The organism is Helicobacter sp. 11-8110 (assembly GCF_003288905.1).
In the GTDB taxonomy this organism is placed as follows: domain Bacteria; phylum Campylobacterota; class Campylobacteria; order Campylobacterales; family Helicobacteraceae; genus Helicobacter_D; species Helicobacter_D colisuis.
Genome location: NZ_NHYL01000006.1, coordinates 68,419 through 93,697, shown reverse-complemented (window position 1 = coordinate 93,697; position 25,279 = coordinate 68,419). Strand labels below are relative to the sequence as shown.

The 25,279-nt window shown below is 34.9% G+C and carries 24 protein-coding genes; 13 read left to right on the top strand and 11 right to left on the bottom strand.

The window, feature by feature from the left end:
* Window positions 1–135: 135 nt before the first annotated feature.
* Genes CCY98_RS06540 through CCY98_RS06530 form a run of 3 tightly spaced genes read right to left on the bottom strand, consistent with a single transcriptional unit; the run spans window position 136 to window position 3,746 of the window.
* The gene (locus CCY98_RS06540) at window positions 136–702 is read right to left on the bottom strand and encodes a UbiX family flavin prenyltransferase (protein WP_112057764.1); all 567 of its coding nucleotides are present in this window, start codon (window positions 700–702) and stop codon (window positions 136–138) included.
* The gene (gene flgA / locus CCY98_RS06535) at window positions 699–1,595 is read right to left on the bottom strand and encodes a flagellar basal body P-ring formation chaperone FlgA (protein WP_112057763.1); all 897 of its coding nucleotides are present in this window, start codon (window positions 1,593–1,595) and stop codon (window positions 699–701) included. Before flgA ends, CCY98_RS06540 begins: the two co-directional genes overlap by 4 nt.
* Window positions 1,596–3,746, bottom strand: a complete 2,151-nt coding sequence (locus tag CCY98_RS06530) for a cation-translocating P-type ATPase (protein WP_112057762.1) — start codon at window positions 3,744–3,746, stop codon at window positions 1,596–1,598. It abuts the gene before it with no gap.
* Between the two features lie 190 nt (window positions 3,747–3,936).
* On the opposite strand from CCY98_RS06530, the gene CCY98_RS06525 reads away from it, so the two are divergent.
* The 3 genes from CCY98_RS06525 to CCY98_RS06515 are packed head-to-tail and all read left to right on the top strand — an operon-like array spanning window position 3,937 to window position 6,300.
* The gene (locus CCY98_RS06525) at window positions 3,937–4,962 is read left to right on the top strand and encodes a ribonucleotide-diphosphate reductase subunit beta (RefSeq protein WP_112057761.1); all 1,026 of its coding nucleotides are present in this window, start codon (window positions 3,937–3,939) and stop codon (window positions 4,960–4,962) included.
* The gene (locus CCY98_RS06520; protein ID WP_181566556.1) at window positions 4,952–5,674 is read left to right on the top strand and encodes a nitrilase-related carbon-nitrogen hydrolase; all 723 of its coding nucleotides are present in this window, start codon (window positions 4,952–4,954) and stop codon (window positions 5,672–5,674) included. The genes CCY98_RS06525 and CCY98_RS06520 overlap by 11 nt, the downstream gene beginning before the upstream one ends.
* On the top strand, window positions 5,674–6,300 hold the full coding sequence (locus CCY98_RS06515) for a protein-L-isoaspartate(D-aspartate) O-methyltransferase (RefSeq protein WP_112057759.1): 627 nt from the start codon (window positions 5,674–5,676) through the stop codon (window positions 6,298–6,300). Before CCY98_RS06520 ends, CCY98_RS06515 begins: the two co-directional genes overlap by 1 nt.
* 3 nt (window positions 6,301–6,303) lie before the next feature.
* Here the strand turns inward: CCY98_RS06515 and dapF are convergent, their stop codons facing one another.
* Window positions 6,304–7,050 carry a diaminopimelate epimerase gene (gene dapF / locus CCY98_RS06510; protein ID WP_112057758.1) on the bottom strand — a complete coding sequence of 249 codons (747 nt, stop codon included), beginning with the start codon at window positions 7,048–7,050 and terminating at the stop codon, window positions 6,304–6,306.
* Window positions 7,051–7,152: 102 nt separating this feature from the next.
* On the opposite strand from dapF, the gene gltX reads away from it, so the two are divergent.
* From gltX to CCY98_RS06485, 5 genes are all read left to right on the top strand, one after another.
* Complete coding sequence (gene gltX / locus CCY98_RS06505; protein ID WP_112057757.1) at window positions 7,153–8,469, top strand: glutamate--tRNA ligase; 1,317 nt, start codon at window positions 7,153–7,155, stop codon at window positions 8,467–8,469.
* A 1-nt stretch (window position 8,470) separates the two neighbouring features.
* The gene (locus CCY98_RS06500; RefSeq protein WP_112057756.1) at window positions 8,471–8,764 is read left to right on the top strand and encodes a YggT family protein; all 294 of its coding nucleotides are present in this window, start codon (window positions 8,471–8,473) and stop codon (window positions 8,762–8,764) included.
* Between the two features lie 9 nt (window positions 8,765–8,773).
* A complete protein-coding gene (locus CCY98_RS06495; RefSeq protein ID WP_112057755.1) occupies window positions 8,774–10,399 on the top strand; it encodes a lytic transglycosylase domain-containing protein in 1,626 nt (541 codons plus the stop codon).
* Window positions 10,400–10,563: 164 nt separating this feature from the next.
* Window positions 10,564–11,916: an FAD-dependent oxidoreductase gene (locus CCY98_RS06490; protein ID WP_112057754.1), complete on the top strand. Its 1,353-nt coding sequence runs from the start codon at window positions 10,564–10,566 to the stop codon at window positions 11,914–11,916.
* Between the two features lie 16 nt (window positions 11,917–11,932).
* Window positions 11,933–12,094, top strand: a complete 162-nt coding sequence (locus tag CCY98_RS06485; protein ID WP_112057753.1) for a DUF2892 domain-containing protein — start codon at window positions 11,933–11,935, stop codon at window positions 12,092–12,094.
* Here CCY98_RS06485 and CCY98_RS06480 read toward each other — a convergent pair.
* On the bottom strand, window positions 12,091–13,365 hold the full coding sequence (locus CCY98_RS06480) for a peptidase U32 family protein (protein ID WP_112057752.1): 1,275 nt from the start codon (window positions 13,363–13,365) through the stop codon (window positions 12,091–12,093). The genes CCY98_RS06485 and CCY98_RS06480 overlap by 4 nt on opposite strands.
* A 5-nt stretch (window positions 13,366–13,370) precedes the next feature.
* Window positions 13,371–14,075: a chemotaxis protein gene (locus CCY98_RS06475; RefSeq protein WP_112057751.1), complete on the bottom strand. Its 705-nt coding sequence runs from the start codon at window positions 14,073–14,075 to the stop codon at window positions 13,371–13,373.
* 184 nt (window positions 14,076–14,259) lie between these two features.
* On the opposite strand from CCY98_RS06475, the gene CCY98_RS06470 reads away from it, so the two are divergent.
* Together CCY98_RS06470 and CCY98_RS06465 are read left to right on the top strand one after the other, a co-directional pair.
* Window positions 14,260–15,408, top strand: coding sequence for a sugar transporter (locus CCY98_RS06470; RefSeq protein ID WP_112057750.1), 1,149 nt, complete (start codon window positions 14,260–14,262; stop codon window positions 15,406–15,408).
* Between the two features lie 131 nt (window positions 15,409–15,539).
* A complete protein-coding gene (locus CCY98_RS06465; protein WP_112057749.1) occupies window positions 15,540–18,143 on the top strand; it encodes a hypothetical protein in 2,604 nt (867 codons plus the stop codon).
* Window positions 18,144–18,179: 36 nt separating this feature from the next.
* Here CCY98_RS06465 and CCY98_RS06460 read toward each other — a convergent pair whose 3' ends face one another.
* The 3 genes from CCY98_RS06460 to CCY98_RS06450 are packed head-to-tail and all read right to left on the bottom strand — an operon-like array spanning window position 18,180 to window position 20,271.
* Window positions 18,180–18,941 (bottom strand): amino acid ABC transporter ATP-binding protein, encoded by a 762-nt coding sequence (locus tag CCY98_RS06460; RefSeq protein WP_112057748.1) that lies wholly within the window; start codon window positions 18,939–18,941, stop codon window positions 18,180–18,182.
* 8 nt (window positions 18,942–18,949) lie between these two features.
* Window positions 18,950–19,603, bottom strand: coding sequence for an amino acid ABC transporter permease (locus CCY98_RS06455; RefSeq protein WP_112057747.1), 654 nt, complete (start codon window positions 19,601–19,603; stop codon window positions 18,950–18,952).
* Window positions 19,603–20,271: an amino acid ABC transporter permease gene (locus tag CCY98_RS06450; protein WP_112057746.1), complete on the bottom strand. Its 669-nt coding sequence runs from the start codon at window positions 20,269–20,271 to the stop codon at window positions 19,603–19,605. The genes CCY98_RS06455 and CCY98_RS06450 overlap by 1 nt, the downstream gene beginning before the upstream one ends.
* A 149-nt stretch (window positions 20,272–20,420) precedes the next feature.
* On the opposite strand from CCY98_RS06450, the gene hemJ reads away from it, so the two are divergent.
* The 3 genes from hemJ to ubiE are packed head-to-tail and all read left to right on the top strand — an operon-like array spanning window position 20,421 to window position 22,984.
* Window positions 20,421–20,849, top strand: a complete 429-nt coding sequence (gene hemJ, locus CCY98_RS06445; protein ID WP_112057745.1) for a protoporphyrinogen oxidase HemJ — start codon at window positions 20,421–20,423, stop codon at window positions 20,847–20,849.
* Between the two features lie 13 nt (window positions 20,850–20,862).
* The gene (gene argH / locus CCY98_RS06440; RefSeq protein WP_112057744.1) at window positions 20,863–22,272 is read left to right on the top strand and encodes an argininosuccinate lyase; all 1,410 of its coding nucleotides are present in this window, start codon (window positions 20,863–20,865) and stop codon (window positions 22,270–22,272) included.
* Window positions 22,265–22,984 (top strand): bifunctional demethylmenaquinone methyltransferase/2-methoxy-6-polyprenyl-1,4-benzoquinol methylase UbiE, encoded by a 720-nt coding sequence (ubiE, locus tag CCY98_RS06435; protein WP_112057743.1) that lies wholly within the window; start codon window positions 22,265–22,267, stop codon window positions 22,982–22,984. Before argH ends, ubiE begins: the two co-directional genes overlap by 8 nt.
* Window positions 22,985–22,990: 6 nt before the next feature.
* Here the strand turns inward: ubiE and uvrC are convergent, their stop codons facing one another.
* Window positions 22,991–24,829, bottom strand: coding sequence for an excinuclease ABC subunit UvrC (gene uvrC, locus CCY98_RS06430; protein ID WP_112057742.1), 1,839 nt, complete (start codon window positions 24,827–24,829; stop codon window positions 22,991–22,993).
* Window positions 24,817–25,275 (bottom strand): hypothetical protein, encoded by a 459-nt coding sequence (locus tag CCY98_RS06425; protein ID WP_258439570.1) that lies wholly within the window; start codon window positions 25,273–25,275, stop codon window positions 24,817–24,819. Before CCY98_RS06425 ends, uvrC begins: the two co-directional genes overlap by 13 nt.
* Between the last annotated feature and the right edge of the window lie 4 nt (window positions 25,276–25,279).

Here is a 25,279-nt window from a genome sequence, read left to right as displayed (position 1 = left end):
AATGTATATAAAGCCAAAAGAACACTTTTTTTATTTCAAAAAAGGAAGTGGAATTATAGCAGCATAAGCTTAAGGGAAGATTAAAATAAAAGGGATTGAGAGAGATTTGTATGAAAATTATAATTTGAGATTAGATTATTCTCCCCAGCGCTTATATTTATAAGGAATCCCTAAACTATCACACCACTTACCTATCAACATATGCTCAATGCTTTCAAGATCACCCCCAGCATAATAACCCACTATAGGTGGTGCCATAATCACTCTAAGTTTTGAGAGCTTTAACATATTTTCTAAAACAATCGGACTTAGGGGCATTTCTCGCGGAGAAAGCAAAAGTTTTCTTTGTTCTTTTATCATAACGCTTGCGGCGCGAGTTATTAAAGTATCGCTGATTCCACAAGCGATTTTTGCTAGGGTGTTTTGAGAGCAAGGAATCACCGCCATTGCCTCGCAAACAAAAGATCCACTAGCAATGCAAGCTCCCATATCACTATCTTCTAGTATAAAAATCTTATTATCTTTAGTTTGTATTGCTTCAAATTCCATATATTCCTTTCGCCCTTCTTCTGATAGCAAAACTTGCTTGGCTCCATTTGAAATCACGCAATATTTTTCTAACTCACCAGGCAAAGCTTTTAAAAATCGCAATCCAAGCCCTGCCCCACTTGCTCCGCTAATTCCAACAATAATTCGCTTCATTGTAAAATTCCCCTCCCCTCATCAATGACTTTAACTTGATAAGTTTTTTTGCCCTCAAGCGCTTTAGCTCTTATCACATCTCCAATGGCTCCATTTTTAAGCGCTTCTAAAACAAATTCTAACAAAACTCCTTTTTCTTGCACACTTACTACAATTTTATCACCTTTTTTAACAACTCGTTTAGCCACTAATCTATCGTGCGTTACTAAAACTTCTTTTGGGGTATAAGAGCGCACTGCCACTTTGCCAATCTCTTCGCTTCTCATTAATTCAGCGCTAATTTTATCAAAAGGAATCTCAACTACACGCGCATTTTGATAGGTGATTGTCTGCCCTCCGCTTATTTCGTCTATCGTCATAATTCCCTCCAAAGTAGCATCAAGATTATATTTAAAAAACACTTTTTTATTGCGCCCATTTTCTTCTACCACCACATCAAAAGTTCCTTCTTTGCGTTTTAAAAGTTTAGAGTGGAAATCAATCTCTCTCATTGTTTTGGGATTAAAATTAGTTGGCGTTATTTGCTCTAGCTCAATGGAGTGAATCTTAATATTATTTTTTTTGTATTCTTGCAAAAATAAACCCACAATATAATTCTTAACTCCATCAATATCACCCTTAATCTCTCTTTTAAAGGTAATAACAGAGGATTTTGCCCCCATTTGTATGCCCTCTTTTTCAAAAAGAGCGATTAGTTGAAAACTTTTGATTTGAAAATTACTAGAATTTGTAGGAATCTCCAAAAGCAAAAAGTCATAGTCTAATTGTGGAAATAATGTTTTAGCATAGATTTTATTTTCATCAAAATGATATTCTTCTTCTAACACAAAATATTCTAATCCATACAAAGCAGTTCCAAAAAAGAGTAAAATCCCTAGAATCCTTTGGAACATTTATTCTCCTTTTAGCTTTAACTTTGTAATACGCAACGCATTGCTCACTACACTCACCGAACTAAATGCCATTGCCATTCCTGCAAATGCTGGTTGTAAAATAATCCCAAATACAGGATACAAAGCTCCAGTGGCAATAGGAATTAAAACTATATTATATATGTATGCAAAAAATAGATTCTGCTTGATATTACTTAAAGTTGCAAAAGCGATTTCAAATACCTTAATAATTCCTTTTAAATCATCTTTTAAAAGTAAAACATCCCCTATTTCTTGAGCCAATTCTGTGGCATTAACAAAAGAAATTCCAAAACTAGCTTGTTTAAGTGCTAAAGCATCATTAATTCCATCTCCCACAAAACACACTCCACCCTCTTTTGCGAGTTTTGCCACCACTTCGGCTTTTTGCGTGGGATTTACCCCTGCATAAAATCTTTCAATCCCTATGCTTTTAGCCACCCTCTCCACACTCTCTATATTATCTCCACTTAAGATGACAGATTGTATTCCTTTAGTTTTAAGAGATTCTACTACTTCTTTTGCGCCATTTTTAATTGAATCTTGCAAATAAAACAAAGCCAAAAGTTTCTTATTGTCACACAAAGCAATCACATTTTCTCTGCATTTTATCTTTTCTATCCCACCTAGAATCTCTTCAATCCACCCCAATGATCCCAAAAAATATTCTTTTTGTTGATATTTCGCCCTCACACCTTTAGCAATAAGATATTCTTTTTCTTGCAATTTAATTGTTTGTTTATCTGTTTTAAAATACTCCAAAAATGCCTTTGCAATAGGATGAGGATTGTTCTCTTGCATTACATAGACTAAACTAGCAAGAAAGTTTAAATCAAACTCTGCATTTTCTTCAACCAACTCAACATTCTTTAGCGTAATTTCGCCCTTTGTTAGCGTTCCTGTTTTATCAAATACAATTGTTTTAATCTGCTTTGCTCTCTCATAAATCTCTGGAGACTTAATCAAAATTTCACTTTTTTTTGCGCGCATACTTGCACACACAATCGCTAATGGCACAGCAAGCCCCAAAGCACAAGGACAAGAGACAACCAAAATAGCCGCTGCAATAGATAAACTAAAGGCAAATCCCTCACCCATGATCCACCAAAACACAAAGGCTACAAGACTTAAAATCACAATGCTTGGCACAAAAATAGAAGCAATCTTATCTGCCATTTTGCCAATGGGTGGTTTTTGGGTTTGTGAAAGCTCCAAAAGATCTAGCATTTCATAGACAAAAAACTCATTAGAATCTTTACAAGATTGAATGGTAATTTCTCCATTTAATACCAAACTTCCTCCAATAACTTCACTACCTACCTCTAGCACTCTAGGCATTTCTTCGCCATTGATATGCGCACTGCTAACTTCTGCACTTCCTTTTATTACAATCCCATCTAGTGGAATCTTCTCTCCACCAACTACAAGGCATTCATCGCCTTTTTTAATTTGGTTAATAGCAATCCACTCTATCTTTCCATCTTTTAAGATTCTAGCTTGACTTGGCAGAATCTTTACCAAAGATTCAAGCTCATCACCTGCCTTTTTTTTGGCTTTGCTTTTTAAAAATTCTCCTAATAAAACAAAGCAAATTACAGCACTAGACCCCTCAAAATAATATCCATTACTCCCACCACTAGCAAATAAATATACCGAATACAAATACGCCACACTCGTTCCAAGCGCAATTAATACATTCATATCCGCACTTTTAGTTTTAAAAAAACTTTTAGCTCCCACATAAAAAGGATAGCCACAATACACCTGCACTATCGTTGCTAAAATAAGCTGAACAATGGAGCTCCAAGTGCTATGGAATCCACTCATATGTAGTATAAAAATCAATAAAAACAAAGGGATTCCAATCCACAAACGCTTTTTTAAGCCTTGAATGTATAAAATCTCTAATTCCTTTGCATTATCTTTTGAGGCAGGGAATCCATAAGAAGTGATCAAATCAATAATTTTTTGCTCACTTACTTTTGCTGAATCAAAAGCAATTTTTGCCCTACCGCTAATTGCATTAATCTTAATGTTTGTAATGCCTGATACTTTTTTTAAATTATGTTCAATTGTAGCAGAACAAGCGCTACAATGCATTCCGCTAATATTTAATTTTGCAACTTCAGTCATTTTATCCCTTAAATCCTAGTGCATTAAATATTTATCTCTAAGAAAATATAGCTTTAAAAGTTAATTTTATTAAGATTCTAACGAATTCCTTTTTTAGTTACATTTAAAATCAAGTTATTTTAAATAAAAAACTTATTATAATTACAAAAAAAATAAAATATTTAAAACTAAATGACTTCAAGGAAAACCTATGTTGCATCGCAAAAAAATTTATAATCCAAACTCCAATGAAAGCGTTAATGAAAGGAAAATCTTTGGGGGTAATCCAACTAGCATCTTTGAGCTTAACAAAATCAAATATCAATGGGCTTACAACCTTTGGAAAGTAATGCTTGCAAATTCTTGGTTTCCTGAAGAAGTTAATATGACACCAGATAAGCGTGACTATGCAGAAGGGCTTACTCCTGAAGAAAAAATTGGCTATGATAGAGCTTTAGCGCAACTTATTTTTATGGATTCATTACAAACTAACAACCTAATAGACAATGTTAATCCCTATATTACAAGCCCAGAAATCAATCTTATTTTAGTGCGCCAAGCTTTTGAAGAAGCACTTCATTCCCAAAGTTATGCTGTAATGGTAGAATCAATCTCAGCTAACACAGATGAAATCTATGATATGTGGCGAAGCGATATGCAATTAAAAAGTAAAAATGATTATATTGCAGCAGTTTATGAACAACTTGCAATAAATCCAATAGAGCGCAATATTATTAAAGCTATGTTTGCCAATCAAATCTTAGAAGGAATCTATTTTTATAGCGGTTTTGCCTTTTTCTATACCCTAGCAAGAAGCGGAAAAATGCTCGGAAGTGCTCAAATGATTCGCTTTATTCAACGCGATGAAGTTACCCATTTACTTCTCTTTCAAAATATGATTAACTCTGTTAGAAAAGAAACTCCTGAACTTTTTACTAAGGATTTAGAAGAAGAAGTGATTGAAATGTTTAGAGAAGCTGTTAAGGTGGAGACTGCGTGGGGAGAATATATTACACAAGGACAGATTCTTGGGCTTACTAGTGAAATTATTCAAGAATACATTAAATATTTAGCCGATGAGCGCCTAAAACGCGTGGGACTACCCGCACTTTATAATGCTAAGCACCCTATTAAATGGGTTGATTCTTTTAGCTCTTTTAATGAACAAAAAACTAACTTCTTTGAGGGAAATGTAACAAATTACGCAAAAGGGAGTATTAATTTTGATGATTTCTAAGTCACTTTATACCTTACAATTTAAAACCAAACAAAATTTTGAAGAGAATCTTATATATTTTAAAAATCTTATCTTGGAATGCGAAAGTGATTCTATTATTCTTGCACCTGAAGTTGCTTTAACTAATTTTTGTTACCAAAGAATGGAAGAAGCGAGCGAGTTTGCTAAAGAAGCAACAGAAACTCTACTCAAACTATCAAGCGAAAAAACAATCATAACCACTATGATAGAAAAATACAAAAATGGTTTTTATAACAATCTTAAAGTTTTTCATCGCGGAGAATTGCTTCACAAGCAAAGCAAAAACAAGCTCTTTCCGCTAGGTAATGAGCATTTACACTTTCAAGCAGGCAATATTGAAGAAATTTCCCCTTTTATAATTGATGGTATCAAATGCGGTGCTATTAACTGCTTTGAATTAAGATTTATTGAACTTTGGCAAAAGCTCAAAGGCTGCGATCTTATTTTTGTCCCTGCGCAATGGGCAAAAGAGCGAAAGGATCACTTCCAGACTCTCACCAAAGCCCTTGCAATCACCACTCAAAGCTTTGTTGTAGCAAGTAATAGCACCAATGATTCTATGGATGGGGGCAGTGCGATTATCACACCTTTTGGCTATGCAACTCAAGATGATTCACAAGAAATCATAGGCTTAAAGGCAAATTTCAATGATGTTGCAAAAGTGCGAAAATTCATTGACATAGGACTTTAATGCAAACCATCAAAACTGCTCAAATGGTGCATGAAATTACACGCCAATTTCCTTTAAGTCAAAATGTCCAAAATGCTCTTTTAAAAATCAATCGTGAAATTTTTGTCCCTGAAGGTTTTAAGCATCTAGCCTATTCCCTTGATGCACTTCCTATGGGTGCTAGTCAATGGATTAGCTCTCCACTTACGGTTGCCAAAATGACAGAATACCTCCAATGCGAAGGTGCAGATAATGTCTTAGAAATCGGCTGTGGAAGTGGTTATCAAGCAGCTATTCTTAGCTGTCTTGTGCGTAGAGTTTTCAGCATTGAAAGAATCGAAAAACTTCTTAATGAAGCGCGTTTAAGAATCAAAACCTGCAATCTTAGTAATATCAACACAAAACTAGATGATGGGCAAAAAGGCTGGAGTGCATATGCGCCTTATGATAGGATACTTTTCTCAGCAGTAGCCACGACAATTCCACAAGAGATTTTTAATCAACTTCAAATAGGCGGGATTCTTATAGCTCCAATCCAAAAAGGGAATCTCCAAATTATCACACGCTTTTATAAACACAATCATTCCATTACTTCAGAAGAGCTTGATTCTTGTATTTTTGTGCCTATTCAAAATGGTATTGAATAGTGCTTAATCTTTCACGAAATCGCATATCTTTCTCACTTCTCCTTTTAAATACAGCACCCCCTTATTCTCTCTTAAATACAAATTCTCTTTGCTTGCAGGATTAAAAAGACAAGGGTTAGAAACTTTACCCAATAAAAGTAAATAATAAAACATTGCTGCCATTCCTGTCCCACAAGCCAAAGTTTCATCTTCCACCCCACGTTCAAAAGTTCTTGCCAAAACCTTATTTTCTTGTAATGAAGCAATATTAACATTAGCATTGTATTTATGTCGCAAAAATCGTAAATCCTCTTTATTTAAAAATGCAAGATTTGCATTTTCACACACTAAATGCGGCACTCCCGTATTAAGCAACCACCATTTTACGCCAAACTCGCTAATTTCTTTTTGTAAAATATCCGCCTTGCTTAAAGCACTCTCCGCCCAATTCCCCTCTATGCTAACCCTTATTACCCCAGCTTTGCTTAAAAATTTTTGTTGCTCTCCTGCTAACCCCAAATCCCTTGCATACATTGCAGCTGCCCTACTCCCATTTCCACACATTTCAGCCACACTGCCATCAGCATTATAAAATTCCCACTCAAAATCATATTCTAAATGTGGCTTTAAAATAATCAAACCATCAGCTCCAATTCCTTCTTGGCGATGACAGATTCTCTTAGCTAACTCACCATAAGAATTTTCTTTAAATCTAAAGGTATGCATTAATATAAAATCATTTCCACTTGCAGAATATTTACTAAAAAACATTATTTTAACCCCTTTTATTTTTAAAATTATAACATTATATAGAGTATTTCAAGATTCCATATGATAAAATCACGAAACTATATCCATATATCAGAGGTTTTTATGCTTAGATTTGCCCCAAGTCCCACAGGTGATATGCACATAGGAAATCTACGTGCTGCTATTTTTAATTACATTCTTTGTATGCAGCGCGGTGAAAAATTCCTTTTGCGGATTGAAGATACCGACACTGCAAGAAATATTGAAGGAAAAGACAAAGACATTATGTTTTTGCTCACCCTTTTTGGAATCAAATGGGATATGCTTGTCTATCAAAGTGATAATTTCCCACGCCATCGCCAACTTGCAGACTACCTTATCTCACAAAACAAGGCATTTTATTGCTATTGCACCAAAGAATTTTTAGAGCAAAAACGAGAAGAATCCAAAGCCAAGCACGAAGCTTTTAGATATGATGATTCATGGGCAACACTCCAAAAAGATTCAAACCCAAACCCAGTCATTCGCCTAAAAGGCTCTGAAGTGGCAATGGAATTTACTGATAAAATCAAAGGAAAAATTGAATTTTCACCTAATGAACTAGACAGCTTTGTAATCCTTAAAGAAAATGGAATTCCAACTTACAATTTTGCTTGTGCGGTAGATGATATGCTTTATGATGTTGATTTTATCGTGCGCGGAGAAGATCATGTAAGCAACACTCCTAAACAAATACTAATCCACCAAGCCTTAAGTTATCAAAAAAATATTGAATTTGCGCATCTGCCTATTTTACTTAATGAAGAGGGCAAAAAAATGAGCAAGCGTGACAATGCTTCAAGTGTGCAGTGGTTATTAAATGAGGGTTATCTACCCCAAGCCATTGCTAATTATTTAATTTTAATAGGCAATAAAACGCCTTGTGAAGTTTTTACTCTTAAAGATTCGATAAAATGGTTTGATATTCAAAATATCGCCAAAGCTCCTGCGAAATTTGATATTAATAAACTCCGTTTTTTAAATCGCGAACACTTTAAACTCCTTAGCGAACAAGATTTAGCGGTGCTTTTGGGTTACAAAGATTCTAGTATCGGCGCTTTAGCAAAGCTTTATTTACAAGAATCAAGCACCCTTAATGAATTGCGCGAGAAAGTTGATAGAATCTTTATGAAAAAATCCTTGCTTTTAGAATCAACAATGGAATTTCAAGAAGAAATTAAAATCCTACAAAGCACCTTACAATCAATGCTACAAGCCCAAGATTTTACCAAAGAAGATTATGAAAATTTCAAAAATCAAGCCATGAATCATTCTAATCTCAAAGGTAAAAAATTCTTTAAACCTTTAAGATTCTTGCTTACTGGCTACGAACACGGACCAGAACTTAGCGATTTATTCCCTATTTTAAGACTTTATTTGCAAGACATTATTAGGAGTTAAAATGGTTTTAAGCACTTTTATTCAAGCTGTCGCACAAATTATGAGTATGGCGATTAATATTTATATCTGGATTGTGATTATCGCTGCCCTTATCTCTTGGGTGCGTCCTGATCCTTACAATCCTATCGTGCAGATTCTCTACAAACTCACAGAGCCAGTGTATGCAAAAATTCGTCGCTTTATCCCAACAATCATTAGTGGGATTGACATTACTCCTATTATTGTGATTCTTGCTTTGCAATTTATTAATCTCTTTTTTGTAAAGTTACTCTATAGCTTTGCAAACACTCTCTAAGGAAATGCCATGAAAGTGCTTTTTTTATTATTTTCTTTTTTAATTTATGCTTCTGCTAACTCCCAAAATCTTACCCTAGATTATCTAAAAAAACAGCCCAAAGGAATCTCGCGCGATTTTTACATTTGGCTGTTTTTGCAACAAGATATTAATCCCAAAGAAGCCACAGAAGCCTACAATCTTGCTTTAAGAAAAAATGCTAAACTCTTTGGACTTTATTATAAAAAAGGCGATAACAAAACCCTCTCAAAAGAAACCATTTGCCAACAAATGGAACTTCAAAAATTAATCAAACAAGATTCGCAATGTATCGCCTATGGATTAACACTCCAAAAAGCCGAAAAACTAGAGCCAAAGACTCTACTCCAACTCTCCCAAAAACTCCAAAAAACAAACCAAATTCTTGCTACACAACTAAAGATTCTTGCTTCACAAAATCCCTTTAATGAGCTTATTAAAACTAATGTTGAAGTTTATAGTAGTTTTTATTTTGGAGTTTCTAGCTATTACAGGAAGCGATTTCTTAACGCCGCACTTCCTAAACGCGTTTTATTAGACTATATTTCTCAAAAACATCCACCCTTTATGAGACTTATAAGACTTGCTATTCTTAATCCTGATATGAAAGTTTTTAGCCATTCTTTAACGCAGATTTCACCCAAAGAAACACTTCTATTTTTAGATGATGAGAGTGCCTTTTATTTGGGATTAAATGCCATTAGAAACCATAATAATATCGATTCTTTAAGCTTTTTTATCCATTCTTTAGAAAATGCAAGATACTCATTTGAAAAGAATCGCGGACTTTTTTGGGCTTATCTTGCCTCCAAAGATTCAAGCTATCTTCAAGAACTTTCACAATCTAAATCAATGGATCTCTATACTCTAGCAGCTTTAGAGCTTACAAACAATAAACCACAATTTGAAATTCTCTATGACATTCAAACATCTAATACTCTTGCAAAATGGGATATTAAAAATCCTTTTGAATGGGAAAAAATCCGCGATTCTTATAAAAATCAAACCCCAAAAGATAAAGAAGCGCTCTTACAAAAAGTCAATCATCTTAACACTAAGCCACATTTCTTTTGGTTAAACAAACAAGCTAATAAAGAATACTTTCTTAAGCCTTTTCCAACAATTATGAAACAATTCAATAACGACACACAAGCACTTCTTTATGCGCTAGGACGACAAGAGAGTCTTTTTATCCCCACGGCAATTTCCACTTCCTATGCCCTAGGAGTAATGCAGCTAATGCCCTTTAATGTAACAGCTATTGCCAAACAAATAGGCGAATCAGAAAAAATCACTTACCAAGATATGTTTGATCCTGCGATTAATATCCCTTATGCAGAATACTTTACTCGCCCTTTATTAAAGGAATTCAAACACCCTTTATTTATTTCTTATGCTTATAATGGAGGTCCGGGATTTACGCGCAGACTTTTAGAGACCAAGCAACTTTTTAAAAAAGATAATCCACTTGATCCTTGGTATAGTATGGAGATGATTCCTTATGAGGAAACTAGAAAATATGGTAAAAAAGTCCTTGCAAACTACATTATTTATCAAAAAAGTTTTGGCAAGGAAATTGATATTCAAAAGACACTTCAAGACACTCTTATCTATTGAGTTTAAAGCAAGATTTTAATCTCTTGCTCTAAAAAGCACTCTAAAATTTTATATTTCATTACAATCCTTAAAATTCTTATACAATCTATTGTGATTTTATCACACAACTTTAAGGACATTTCGTATTATAATATTTCACCAACTTAATTTAGTGGAGTATAACTATGGAAGCAAAACTCAGTCGTCGAGACTTATTAAAAATTATGGGAGTTAGCGGAGTGGCACTAGGAGCTTCAAGCCTTGCTCCAACACCTTCAGAAGCCAAATCCACTCTCTCCCCAAACATCGCAATCATTGGTGCAGGACTTGGCGGAATCTCACTTTCTGCGCGGCTAATTAAAGATTTGCCTAATGCAAAAATAACACTTTTTGATGCCGATCCAATCTTATATTATCAACCCGGATTCACTCTTATTGCTGCTGGAATCTATAATAAGCAAGACACTTCATACAAAAAAGAAGATTTGATTCACGATAAAGTGAAATGGATTAAAGAAAATGTAACCAAAGTTGATCCTGAAGCAAAAACTTTAACTACTACAAGCAATCAAACTCATCAATATGACTATTTAGTAATTGCTACTGGAACAACTTATGAGTTTGATAAAGTCAAAGGTCTAGATGAAGAAACCATTCAAGATCCAAACTACAATATCACAACAATTTATACTGCTGATGGGGCTGTAAAGGCTCAAAAAATGTTTGAAAAAATAGAAAAAAGTAATGGAGGTAAAATTCTTTTTGCAGAACCAAATACAGCAATTAAATGCGGTGGAGCTAATAAGAAAATCTACTTTTTGCTAGAAGATAGATTAAACAGCCAAAATATAAAAGATAAATTTGATATGCACTTATATGCTGGCGGAGGTGCAATGCTCTCTAGTCCGATTCATGCAAAAATGATTGAACAATTTTTCATTTCACGAAATATGCCCTATTCAATGAGAAATGTGCTAGTGGAAATAGATAAAGATAAAAAAATGGCAACTTTTGAAAAATTAATGCCTTATAGTGAAAATGGTGTCTCAAAAGTAGCTAAAGAAACTTTTCAAAAACCTTTTGATTATTTATTTGTAATTCCTAGGATGACAACTTCTAGCTTTATTAGTGATTCAGGACTTGCCATTACCAAAGGCGATGTTGCTGGACATTGGGTTGATGTCGATCAATATACTTTACAACACAAAAAATACCCTCATATCTTTGCTATCGGAGATTGCGCAGGAATCCCAAAAGGAAAAACAGGGGCAAGTATTCGCAAACAATATCCAGTTATTGCTGAAAATATCATTGCGCATTTAAATAACAAACCACTTCAAGCAAAATTTGATGGTTATACCGCTTGTCCTTTATTAACAAGATATGGAAAAGCTGTTATGGTGGAATTTGACTACAAAGGTGCAGCACCTAGTTTGCCTTGCTTTGGCGCAACAAGAGAGAGTTGGTTAAATTGGTTTGTTAAAATTTATTTAATGAAACCAATGGTTATGAATGGTATGATTTATGCGAGAGCTTAAAAAATAAGGAGAAAAAATGAGCAATTTAGACAAAACTATCCGATTACTTGTAGCGATGCTAATTTATTTTATTTTTGGTTTTTTATGTCCTAGCTGGTGGTGGATTATTTCTCTACTACCTTTGCTAAGTGCAGTTTATGGATATTGTCCGCTTTATAAATTACTCAAAAAGAGTTAAAGCTTTTGGCGTAAAAAGCTAAAAGGTGGAAGTGGCAATGGGAGTGCGATCCTATTTTCATTTCCGCTATGAATAGAATCTAATTCTTTCCCATTTTCTAATACAATCTTAAAAAATCTCATAAACTTTTTATCGCCTTGCGAATAAATTTCACCCAAGTCATTTTTCCCTTCACTAATACTCGCCTCATTAGCGCTTACAATCTCTTTTGCTTCCCCTGCTCTAATAGTATGGCGACAAAGGGCAAATTTACCATCTTCACTCACTTCAGCATTAACTTGATAACTACCCTCACTAATGGCGGTTAAGTGGTTTTGTGTATTATTTTTTTCATAAGGGCGGTGTATCAAATATCCATCACTAAAACCTCGATTCTTAAGTGTTTCTAGCTCTCTTTCGTATTTTTCTAGCTCAAAATTTCCACCAAAATATCCATCAATGGCTTCCCTATAAGCTAAAGCTGTAATTCCTGCATAATAACTCGATTTTGTTCTCCCCTCAATCTTTAACGAATCAATCACGCCACTCTCTAAAATCAAAGGTATATGTTCCATAAGCTTTAAATCTTTGGCATTAAAAATATGCGTCCCTACTCCCTCTTCTTCTACAAGTCTCATCATCACGCCATTATCTGGGTTTCTAACATAATACTCATAATCAAACCTACAATCATTAGCACAACTCCCACGATTTGGCACGCGTCCGCTTTGAAGGGCTGAAATAAGGCAACGACCAGAAAAGGCAAAACACATACTACCATGCACAAAAATTTCAATCTCTAAATCCGGCAAGACTTTTTTGATTTCAACTGCATCTTTTAAGCTTAATTCCCTTGCAGCAACGATTCGCTTTACTCCCATCTCATAAAATACCTTTGCATCAAGCACATTAAGCACATTTGCTTGGGTGGATAGATGAATAGGTATTTGCGGAGCGATTTCTTTGGCAAGCTTCACGACACCAGGTGCTGCAACAATAAAGGCATCAGGATTTAATTCTGCCATTTTGTAGATATGATTTTCTAAGAGCTTAATTTGTGAGTTAAAGGGAAATCCATTAATCGTAACATAGATTCTTTTACCCCTTTTATGCGTATATTCTACACCTTCACCAAAAGTTTCGTAATCAAACTCTTTTCCTGCTCGATTCCGTAAAGAAAAATGGCTAACGCCTCCATAAACCGCATCTGCTCCATATTCCAAAGCAATTTTTAATTTCCTAAGATTCCCAGCAGGAGAAAGTAGCTCAGGCTTTTTTAGATTCTTATTCATTATGGCTATTTACCAAAATTTGCAATCAATGCTTCAATATCCTCTTCATTGACAACATTTTCTGTATTATCGCCTTGGATATGCACCGCAGAACTTACACGCTTAGCATCATCCACTTTTCCTTCAAAAAGTGAACTCATATAGCGAGAAAGCGCACGCATAACATTAATAACACGCTCAATTTTTTGGCGATGAATATCTTGATACTGCATAATATCCATAGCTTCCAAAGATGCATTACTAATATCTTGAGAAGCATTTAAAAGCGTTTCCAAAACGCTTTTTACTTCTACTACTTCTTCTAACTGCTGAGAAAAGGTATGAAAATCTGGGAATTTTTGGTGTAATTTTTGTAGCATTGCTTCTTGAGATTTTACAAATTTATCAATCTTACCAAGCCCCTCTTCAATATCCATCCCTGCATTGTTAATTAACTCTAATTTATCAAATGTTTCTGTGGCTTTAACCTCTGAATCTCGCGTTACATCATCAAGCTGATGCACAACTTTATGTTCTGTTGTCGGTGGTGGTGGTGGCCAACTTGTTTCTGAATCAATATGAAAACCTTCTGTTTTTATCCCCTCAGCAGTTTTAATTTCTGCTTCTTTTTCGCTGGAATTCTCTGCTTTTTCTTCCTTGTTGGCGCTTCCATCTTCCATTGTGTCTAGGACACTTTCATTAAGTAGCGCATCTAATTCTTCTTGTGTCATTAGCCTAACCTCAATTCAAAGTAATTCAATCTATAATTATACGATTAATTTTTTGTATTTTACTTTAAAAATATCTAAAACTTTTACTTAAAACTAAGCTTTTCTTTATTTTTATATTCTAATTATTAAAGCATTTCAAAACCATTTTTGATACAATTCCGCTTTTTCTTTTTAGGGGATAATAATGCAAGATAAAATCAAAATTTGGCTAGGTGTCTTAGCTATTAGCCTTGGTGCTTTTATTTTAAACACTTCAGAATTCGTGCCTATTGGGCTTTTAAGTCTTATAGCACAAGATTTTAATATGAGCGAAGCCAAAGTTGGTTTTCTTATTACAATGTATGCTTGGGTAGTCGCTTTGACTTCTTTGCCTTTAATGCTTCTCTTTTCTAAAGTTGAGCTAAAGAAACTTTTGCTTTGCGTAATGGCTTTGTTTGTCGCAAGTCATATTTTATCTAGCCTAGCAAATGATTACATTACTTTAGTAATTTCAAGAATTTGCGTGGCTTTTTCTCACGCCCTTTTTTGGTCAATTGCCACTCCTATGGCAGTGCGTGCTGCTCCAGAGGGCAAACAATCACTCGCACTTAGCTTTGTTGTAACAGGAACCGCTATTGCCTTTATTGCTGGATTGCCATTAGGGCGCGTGATAGGCTTATATCTAGGCTGGAGAACCACTTTTTTAGCCATAGGAATTGTTGCTTTTTTAGTTCTGCTTGTTATTTGGAGAGTTTTTCCAACTATGCCAAGCACTGGAGGGGTTTCTATCCGAGAACTTCCACAAATCCTTAGAACCCCACATTTACTAAGCATTTATCTTTTAACGATTCTTTTAACCACTGCGCATTTTACCGGATATAGCTATATTGAGCCCTTTTTAGCCCAAATTGCACACTTTGATAAAACAGAAATCACACTCCTTTTAGTCGCCTTTGGAGCTGTTGGATTTTTAGGTAGCTTTTTATTTACAAAATATCACGATAATCACATTTTAGGATTTACTTATTTTGCTCTCTTTGGAATTATGGCTAGTCTTTTTGCGTTACAAATTTTTGCCTATAGTGGTTTTAGCATAGTGTTTATTTGTATTTTTTGGGGATTGTGTATCACAATCTTTAATCTAACTTTTCAATCCAAAATCATTCACTTAGTCCCCAAAGCCACCTCCATTGCAATGTCAATGTTTTCTGGGATTTACAATATAGGAATTGGTGGTGGAGCATTTATTGGTGGAATCGTCATAGATAAGCTCGAAGTAGGCTACATTGGATATGTAGGCGGATTTATTGCGCTACTTGGTTGTATTTATTATCTTTTAATGAAAAGGGTTTAATTCAAGCCAAATTTTGCCTTTATGGCTTTTGGGTTTCCTATATTTTCTTTTAAAAAACAAACTCTACAAATCATTCATTATTTTAAGCTTTTTTAAGTTATATTAAATAGTTTTTCTAAAAAAGGTCGCAAATGTATCCTATAAATTTACCCGAAGAGGAACTAAAAAATAAAGTCGCCACCGACTTCTTTAGCCCAAATCCACAGAGTAGAAGCATAAAGCTTGATAAACAAGCAAAGGAGATTCTAAAAAATCTAGATTCTACACAGATTTTAGGGCGGATTGATTTTTGCGTGAGTTTCAATGCACAAACACTCTTTCAGCCTATAAACTTCCTATGGGCTGAAGCCAAAAAAGGCAATAAAGCCGACATTATCGAATCTTTTATCCAGCTAATCCTAACCATTGGCAAAGAAAAAACCTATGAAAACAATCTCCCGCCTATTTTCTTAGGAGCATTTGATTGCCAAAAGATAGCCTTTATTCCTTATCACGAGCTCGATCATATTTTCGCACAAAACGACTTTAATTGGAATGTTACCCCAAGCAATCACGATAGCAAAGAATTTAAACAACTCCACGCACTCACAAAACATCTCTTAGAATCCAAAAAACTACAATTTTCTTTTACAAACGATTGCAAAGAACTCCAAGACTTCATACAGGCAAATTTTACAATCCACAACACAAGCATCACCAAAATCCCCATAACCAAAAACAATTTCACCACCATTTACCAAAAATGGCTCCAAAGTGTCGCGCCTAGCATTAGCATTGATTGGGAAAATGAAAAGCCAGACATTCTAAGCAGTGATTTTTATCTAGCCGATCTTTTAAGCGAAAATAACAACACAAAAGAGATTCTCAAATCTCTTAGAATCTTATTGCAAAGTGATTCTTACAAAGTCAAACTCGAAAAACGCGCAAATAGCACGAGTTTTAATTTCACAGAGTTTGGCTTTAATGATCACCAAAAAGCACACACAGAGTTTTGGAATCTTTATGAACGCCCACCAAAAGAAGAGTATTGGGGCTATATCATAGAACGACGCGATTTGCTTGTGCCAAGCGATATACGCGAGAGAAAAGGTGCATTTTTCACCCCACAAATTTGGGTAAGTAAAGCCCAAAATTACTTAGAAAAAGCCTTAGGCGAAAACTACCAAAGCGAGTATTATATTTGGGATTGTGCTGCAGGCACAGGCAATCTCCTAGCAAATCTCACAGAATCCGCCTCTTTATACGCCTCCACGCTTGATAAATCAGATGTTGAGATTATGCAAGAACTCTCAGCAAATGGCACATTAAGCTTACTTCCTAGACATATTTTTCAATTTGATTTTTTAAACGATGAGTTTTTTGACAAGCCCTGCACCAAACACACAAAAAGCGGACTAGATCCTAAATGCCAAGATTGTGTAAAATCCAAACTCCCAAAATCCCTGCAAGAGATTCTAAAAAATGAGGAAAAACGCAAAAAGCTAATTATCTTTATCAATCCGCCCTATGCGGAAGCAGGGACAATATCTCAAACTTCAGGCACAGGGAAAAACAAAGATGGAGTAGCCTTAGGCAATGCCACCTATGAGCGTTACAAAGATTCTATGGGCAAGGCAAGTAATGAGCTTTTTGCGCAATTTTTCTTTAGAATCTACAATGAGATTCCCCACTGCACCCTAGCCGCCTTTTCAAAACTTAAATATGTTAATTCTAGTAATTTTATAGATTTTAGAAACTATTTTAAAGCCAAATTTTTAAAAGGCTTTATGTGTCCAGCTTACACCTTTGATAATGTCAAAGGAAGTTTTCCCATAGGATTCTTAGTGTGGAATCTCGCACAAGCACAAGCACTTCAGACAATTACACTAGATATTTTTGATGAAAATGGTGCGAGTTTAGGCAAAAAGAAATTTTATACAGCACTAGATAAAAAAGAAAATATTAATAAATGGATTAAAGAATTTAAAGCAACCATAGATTCTTATTTTGTCGGGATTTTAATGACAGACTCCCCAGATTTTCAAAACAATAATCATGTAGGAATTTTATTAAAACCCACAAAAGGACATTGGATATTTAAAAATATAACTCCTAATATATTAATGCCCTTTGCAATTTACTTCTCTGTCCGCCATTGTATCAAAGCCACTTGGATCAATGACAGAGATCAGTTTCTCTACCCAAACAACAAATGGGCGCAAGATTCTGTGTTTCAAAGCGATTGCCTTGCCTTTATGCTTTTTCATGGACAAAATAGAATCACAAGTAAAGAAGGGACAAATCACTTTATACCCTTTAGCGAAAAAGAAATAGACGCACATGAAGCCTTTGAATCGCATTTTATGCGAGATTTTTTGCAAGGCAAGATTAAGCACGATTGTGAAACAAACAAAGATTCCAATCAAAGCCTTTTTGGCGATGATGATATAGCATTTATCCCAACTAAGCCACTTTGCTTTAGCCAAGAAGCACAAGAGGTCTTAGATGCTGGAAAAGAGCTTTTTAGACACTATCATGCACAAGCAAAAGATGAAGAAAACTACAATCCAAATGCCTCACTCTATGATATAAAAGCCCACTTTCAAGGATTTAATGACAAAGGCAAGATGAACTCTCCACAAAAAGCCGACGATGAAGTCTATAAACAAAAGCTAGGAGAGCTCAACTACGCCCTAAAAGCATTAGCCAAAAACATAGAAGTAAAAGTCTATGAATATGAGTTTTTACTCCCTTAAATTATTTTTATCAAATAGATTCTTTGTGTAAGAATTCTAAAACTCAAAAATATTAAAGAATCTCTTGGCTCGCTCACTTTTAGGATTAGTAAAAAATTCTTGTGGAGTAGCAATTTCAGCGATTTTTCCACTATCAAAAAACACGATTCTATCTGCGACATTTTGGGCAAATTTCATTTCATGAGTAACAAGAATCATCGTCATACCTTGCGTTGCAAGTTCTTTGATAACTTCTAGCACTTCTTTAACCATCTCAGGATCCAAAGAAGCAGTAACTTCATCAAACAACATCATTTCAGGATTCATACACAACGCCCTTACAATCGCCACTCGCTGCTTTTGCCCACCGCTTAATTCCTTAGGATAAGAATCCTTTTTATGTGCCAACCCTACCCTTTCTAAAAGCTTGATTGCTTGAGTAGTAACTTCCTCTTTTTTGCGTTTTTGCGCTTTACAAGGTGCTAAAAGAATATTATCCAAAACGCTCAAATGCGGAAACAGCTCGTAACTTTGAAAAACCATTCCAATCTTTTGGCGAATCTTGCTCCAATTAATCTTTGAATCATTTACCGCATTAATCACTTCTCCATTAAAAGTAATGCTTCCACTATTAATACTCTCCAAACCATTGATGCAACGCAAAAATGTGCTTTTTCCGCACCCACTAGGTCCCAATATCGCACAAACTTCGCCTTTTTTGACTTCCAAAGATACCGAATCAAGCACGAAAGTATCGCCAAATTTCTTAACCAAATTTGAAACGCTTAACAAAACTTCATTACTCATATGATTTGACATTTTTTTCCTTATACAAGTTTCTTTTCTAAATGCTTAGCAAAAAGCGACAAAGGATAACAAAGTAAAAAATACAAGGCAAAGATTCCACCATAAACCCAAAAACTCGCCTGTGGATAATGAATGAGATTGACTTCAATAATTTGTTGTCCCACCTTTAACATATCGCTAACTCCAATGAGCGCAGCTAGTGAAGTTGTTTTTATCATACGAGTAAAAAGATTCACCAATGGAGGCAAAAGCCTTCTAAAACTTTGAGGCAAAATAATAAAGATTTGAATTTGAATCTCGCTTAAGCCCAAAGCCCTTCCACTCTCGCTTTGATGCCGTGGCAAACTTGAAATCGCTCCACGCACTAAATCTCCCATTTCTGCAATACCCCATAAACTAAAGACAAGGATACACGCTCCTATTCCATTAAGATTTAAAAATGATGAAAATCCAAAATAAACAATAAAAAGCCACGCTAGAATCGGAATAATGCGAATACTTTCCAAATAGAAACGGCACAAAAAGCTCAAAAATCGATTGGGCAAAGTCATCAAATACCCAAGCACAAAACCAAAAATACAAGAAAAGAAAATCGCAATAAAGGCGATTTGAAAAGTTACAAAAACACCTTGCAATAGGCGCAAAATATTTTGAGAATCAAAAAGAATTTCCATTACGCCATTTTCCTTTTATAGTATTTCTCCAAAGCCAAAAATAAAAATGAAAGTGGCAAAAGTACGACAAGATAGCATAAAACAAGCAATAAAAGCGTTTCATTTGTCTTATAATAGCTGCCGATTAAATCTTTAGTGATATACAAAATATCGGCTAATGCAATCGCGCTCACCACTGATGTTTCTTTTAGTAAAAAGATAGCATTAGCTCCAATAAAAGGCAAACTCACTGCCAAACTTTGAGGCAATACCACATAAAACATTAATTGCATTTCACTTAGCCCCAAGCTTCTACCTGATTCTAACTGAATCCTCCCTACTGATTCTAGCCCTGCACGAAAAGATTCCGCCATATAACTTCCACCCAAAAAAGCAACTCCAATTAAAGCACAAGTATAACCTGTAAGCTGCAATCCAATCTGTGGCAATCCATAATACAAGAAAAAAAGCTGAATAAGCAAAGGGGTGTTGCGAGATAATTCAATATAAGTTTGGCATAACGCGCTTAAAAATCGCACTCTATAAAATTGCACCAAAGCAATAAAAAAGCCAAGCAAAATAGAAAATATAATCCCAAAAAAAGACAAATGCAAAGTAAGCCACAAAGCTTCTCCAAAAATAGGAATTGCATTTTTAATAAATTCCAAATCTAAATATAAAGCAGTCAATAAAATCCTTAAGATGATTCAATACAAACTTAGTCTAATCAAATAATTTTAGATAAATTATACAAAAAATACCATTAATTTTTCGTATCTTTAAGTCTCTTTTGATAGAATTTTATCCCAATAAAATACCTTAAAAATCAGGGGGCATTATGACTTATCTTTATGTCAAAATCTTTCACATTATTTCTTTTGTTAGCTGGATGGCTATGTTATTTTACTTGCCGCGTCTTTTTGTCTATCACGCCGAACACAAAGACAACAAGGGCTTTTGTGAAGTTATTAAAATCCAAGAATCAAAACTTTATAACTTCATCGGCTACCCAGCAATCATCTGCACACTACTCTCTGGAATCTGGCTTTTAATGCTAGAACCAACTTGGCTTCAAGGCGGTTGGCTTCACGCAAAAATCTCACTCATTGTGATTCTTGTGATTTATCACTTTAGTCTCTATCGTTTTATGATTGCTTTTAGAGAAGATAGATGCCAAAAAAGCGGAAAGTTTTTCCGAATGTATAATGAAGTGCCAACTCTAATTTTAATCATTGTTACTTTCCTTGTTATTATCAAACCCTTCTAAAAAGGTCTAAAAAATGAAAAACAATAAATTATGGGGAGGGAGATTCCAAGAAAAGGCATCTGAAATACTTGATTTATTTAATGCTTCACTTCCTTTTGATAAAAAACTTTACAAACAAGATATTTTAGGCTCAAAAGTCCATTCGCAAATGCTTAGCCATTGCGGGATTCTCGCCCAAGAAGAATCACAGCAAATCTGCCAAGGCTTAGAACAGATTCAAGCAGAAATAGAAAAAGGTGAATTTACCTTTGATATTAGCGATGAAGATATTCATATGGCAGTGGAAAAACGCCTTATAGAAATCATTGGAGAAGTGGGCAAAAAACTTCACACTGCACGCAGTAGAAATGACCAAGTTGCCTTAGATTTTCGCCTTTTTGTGCTTGATTCAAATCGACAAATCCGCGCCCTTCTTTTAGAACTCATTCAAACCTTACTTGACATTGCCAATTTGCATACCACAACCATACTCCCAGGAATGACACATCTCCAACACGCACAACCTGTAAATTTTGGCTTTTTAATGTGTGCTTATGCTTGTATGTTTGTGAGAGATTTTGAACGATTAAGTGATTCATTTAAGCGCAACAATTACTGCCCACTAGGGAGTGCTGCATTAGCAGGAACGCCTTACAAAACCGATCGATTCTACACTGCAAAAGCACTAGGTTTCACCGCTCCCACACTTAATGCCACTGATAGCGTAAGCGATAGAGATTTTGCACTTGATTTTCTCTATGATTTAAGCTTGATTGCTATGCATATTTCAAGAATGGCAGAAGAGCTTGTTTTGTGGAGTAGCTATGAGTTTAGATTCATCACGCTTAGCGATTCTTATTCAACTGGAAGCTCAATTATGCCACAAAAGAAAAATCCCGATGTTCCTGAACTCCTTAGGGGCAAAAGTGGGCGTGTGTATGGGAATCTCTTTAGCCTACTTACTACTATGAAAGGCTTACCACTTGCATACAATAAAGATACGCAAGAGGATAAAGAGGGGGTTTTTGATAGCTTTGAAACCTTAGAAATTTCTCTTAAGATTCTAAATGACTTACTAAAAACAATGCAAATCAATCCCAAAGAAATGAAAGAAGCTTGTCAAAAAGGACATTTAACCGCAACTGATTTGGCGGATTTTCTTGTGCAAAGCTGCAATATTCCCTTTAGAGAAGCGCACCATATCACCGGAAAAGCGGTCGCTTATGCCGAAAGTCTCAATAAAGACTTAAGCCAACTTAGCGCACAAGAGCTTTGTAGTGTTGATTCTAAAATCCCGCCAAAAGCTCACAATGCACTAAATTTGGAAGCTTCAATGAATAGTCGTGATTCTTATGGTGGCACTTCCACAAAAGCCACACAAACTCAAATCCAAAGTTTATTAGCGTGGCTACAAATCGCTAAAAGCGGAGAATGCCATGAGTGATAAACAACGAAAAATTATTTCAATGTTTGATGATATTGCAAGTAGCTATGATTTAGCAAACCGCGTAATGAGCTGTGGAATCGACATTGCTTGGAGAAAAAAGGCTTGTAATCTTGCCTTTAAAAATCTCTCTACAGAAAACTTACAATCTCTAAAGATTCTTGATGTAGCTTGTGGCACAGGCGATATGATAACCCATTGGCAAAAAAACGCTAAAAACGCTGGAATCAATCTCCAAAAAATCGTGGGTGCAGATCCAAGTAGCGGTATGCTAGAAGTGGCTAAAAAAAAGCTTCCCCAAATTGATTTTACACAATGTGAAGCTACAAAATTGCCCTTTTTAGATAATGAATTTGATATTCTCTCTATTGCCTATGGAATCCGCAATGTAGTAGAGCGCAAAAAAGCTCTAAGTGAGTTTGCAAGGGTGCTTAAAAAAGGGGGAATTTTGGTGATTTTAGAATTTACTAAATGTGAAAATCCTAAAATGTTAGAAAAATTTATGGGCTTTTATACCAAAAATATTTTACCCTTTGTGGGTGGAATCATCTCCAAAAATTACCGCGCTTACAAATATTTGCCCGATTCTATTGAAGAGTTTTTAACTGCAAATAAACTCAATTTAGAACTCCAAGAAAATAATTTTGAACCACTCTATACCAAATCATTTTCAGCAAATGTCTGCACACTATTTGTCGCTAGGCGTAAATAATAGAGCTTATTTTAAGCACTCATACACACTTTTGGCTAGATTTTTTGAAAGCACCTTTTCTAACTCTTCCAAACTAGCTTCTTTGATTGCTTCAAAACTTCCAAAATAGGATAAAAGTCGCTTTTGAGTTGCTTTGCCTATGCCTTTAATCTCTAAAATTTTGCTTTGTTGCATTGTTTTTTGTTTTTGCTTTTGGTGGAATGTGATAGCAAATCTGTGCGCTTCATCACGCAATTTTTGCAAAAACTGCAAACGCTTATCGCTACTACTTAATCGGTATTCTTGTTTTTTTTCATCACGCAAAATATCTAGCGCCCTACCCTTTGCCCTATGGGCTTTGGCATCAAGCTTTTCTTTGGCAATACCTATGACTTCAAGATTTACTCCTACGCTACTTAGCAAATCTTTGGCTAAATTAATTTGCCCAATCCCCCCATCAAGCACCCACAAATCCGGTGGTGAATCAATGCTAAAATCTGCGATTCGACGCTCTAGCATTTCGCGCATTTGAGAGTATTCATCACTGCCTTCTAGTAAATAATGCCGATAAGATTCTTTAATAAACCCTTCTTCATAAACCACCATAGCTCCCACACACTGCTTTCCTCTATGATGAGAAGTATCAAAAATTTCAATTTTATAAGGAATGCTTTGAAGAGAAAAAAGCTCTTTTAATGCTAACAATAAAGCTTCTTCATTAGTAACATTAATTTTCAAGGTTTCTCTAGCATTTTGCAATGCCAAATCACAAAGCTTCTTTTTATCTCCACTTTTTGGAAAATGGATAGGGATTTTCTTTCCTAATTGCTTAACTAAAAACGCTTCTAATTCCTCTCTTTTTTCGCCAAAATTATAAGGTATCAAAACCTGTTTTGGCTTGATAGGAAGTGTGTTACTATAATAATTAATCAAACTTTGCGTATAAACTTCTTCAAAATTTATCTCATATTGACTTTTAATAACATTACTCGCACTAGAGACAACCCTCCCCTCACGCACAAAAAATTTCACCAAAACGCCTCTATTCCCTTCACTCTCCAAAGCAAAAATATCCAAATCCTCCATTCTTGCAAAATCCACGCTTGAGAGCGGATTAATTTGCTTGATTTTGCTAATCCTATCCCTTAGCACCATAGCTTCTTCAAACCGCAAATTTTCAGATAAAAATTCCATTTTTTTTTCTAAAATACTTAAGATTTTTTTGGGATTATGGATACATTCTAAAGCCTTTTGTAAAATCTCTTGATAAGCTTCCTTGCTCACTTTACCCTCACAAGGAGCTAAACAACGCTTAATCTGATAAAACAAACAAGCTTTTTTTCCCTTAAGACAACTTTCTTTTTGTGCAAGAGTAAAAACTTCATAAAGCGAATCTAATAAATCCCTAGCACCACTAGAATAAGGTCCAAAATAACGAATATTTGGGCTTTTTAGAATCTTTCTTGTTAGCACAATACGCGGAAAATCAACGGACATATCTACGCACAAATAAGGGTAAGTCTTATCATCTCGCAAAAGGATATTGTATTTGGGTTTAAGCTGCTTAATAAATGAATTCTCCAAAATCAAGGCATCATTTTCATTTTCTACCACAATATAACGCATAAAAGCAATCTGTGAAACCATTTGCGTAATTCTAGCGCTTAAGTTTGGTGCTACAGAAAGCTTAGGAGTGAATCGAAAATAACTCTTTACGCGATTTTTTAGATTTTTTGCTTTTCCTACATAAAGCAATCTCCCCTCACTATCAAAATAATGATACACTCCACTTTGACTAGGAAGTTTCTTTAGGATTTCAAGTAAAGTATCATTAAGGGGCGATAACTTTTGTTCTAATGATTGCATACAATCGCTTTTTTAATTTCTTCAAAGATTTCATAAATTTCTTGATTTTTTGCTAAATTTTCAAATTCTCCACTAGATAATTCACCATAACTAGCAACTTTATGTGTTGATTCTTGCAAGGATTTTTGATAAGCACTTTTACTCACAAACGCCTTTAAATCCTTAATATCAAGCAATTTGTTTTGAATTTTTTGATATTGTTTTAATAACTGCTTTATAATTGTTAGTTTATAATCAAACTCTTGTTTAAAACAGGGATGCTTAAGAACGAAATATAAAATGCTATTTTTACTATAACAAAAATGAATCCCTTGGCGCAAACTAAAGGGTAACATCACGATAAAATGCTGAATTTGTTGATGTTGAGATAATTTTTTATACAAAGGATTATTGTAAAGATGAGACAAAATTTCACACGCTTTTTTCATTGCATAATTATAGCACATCTTG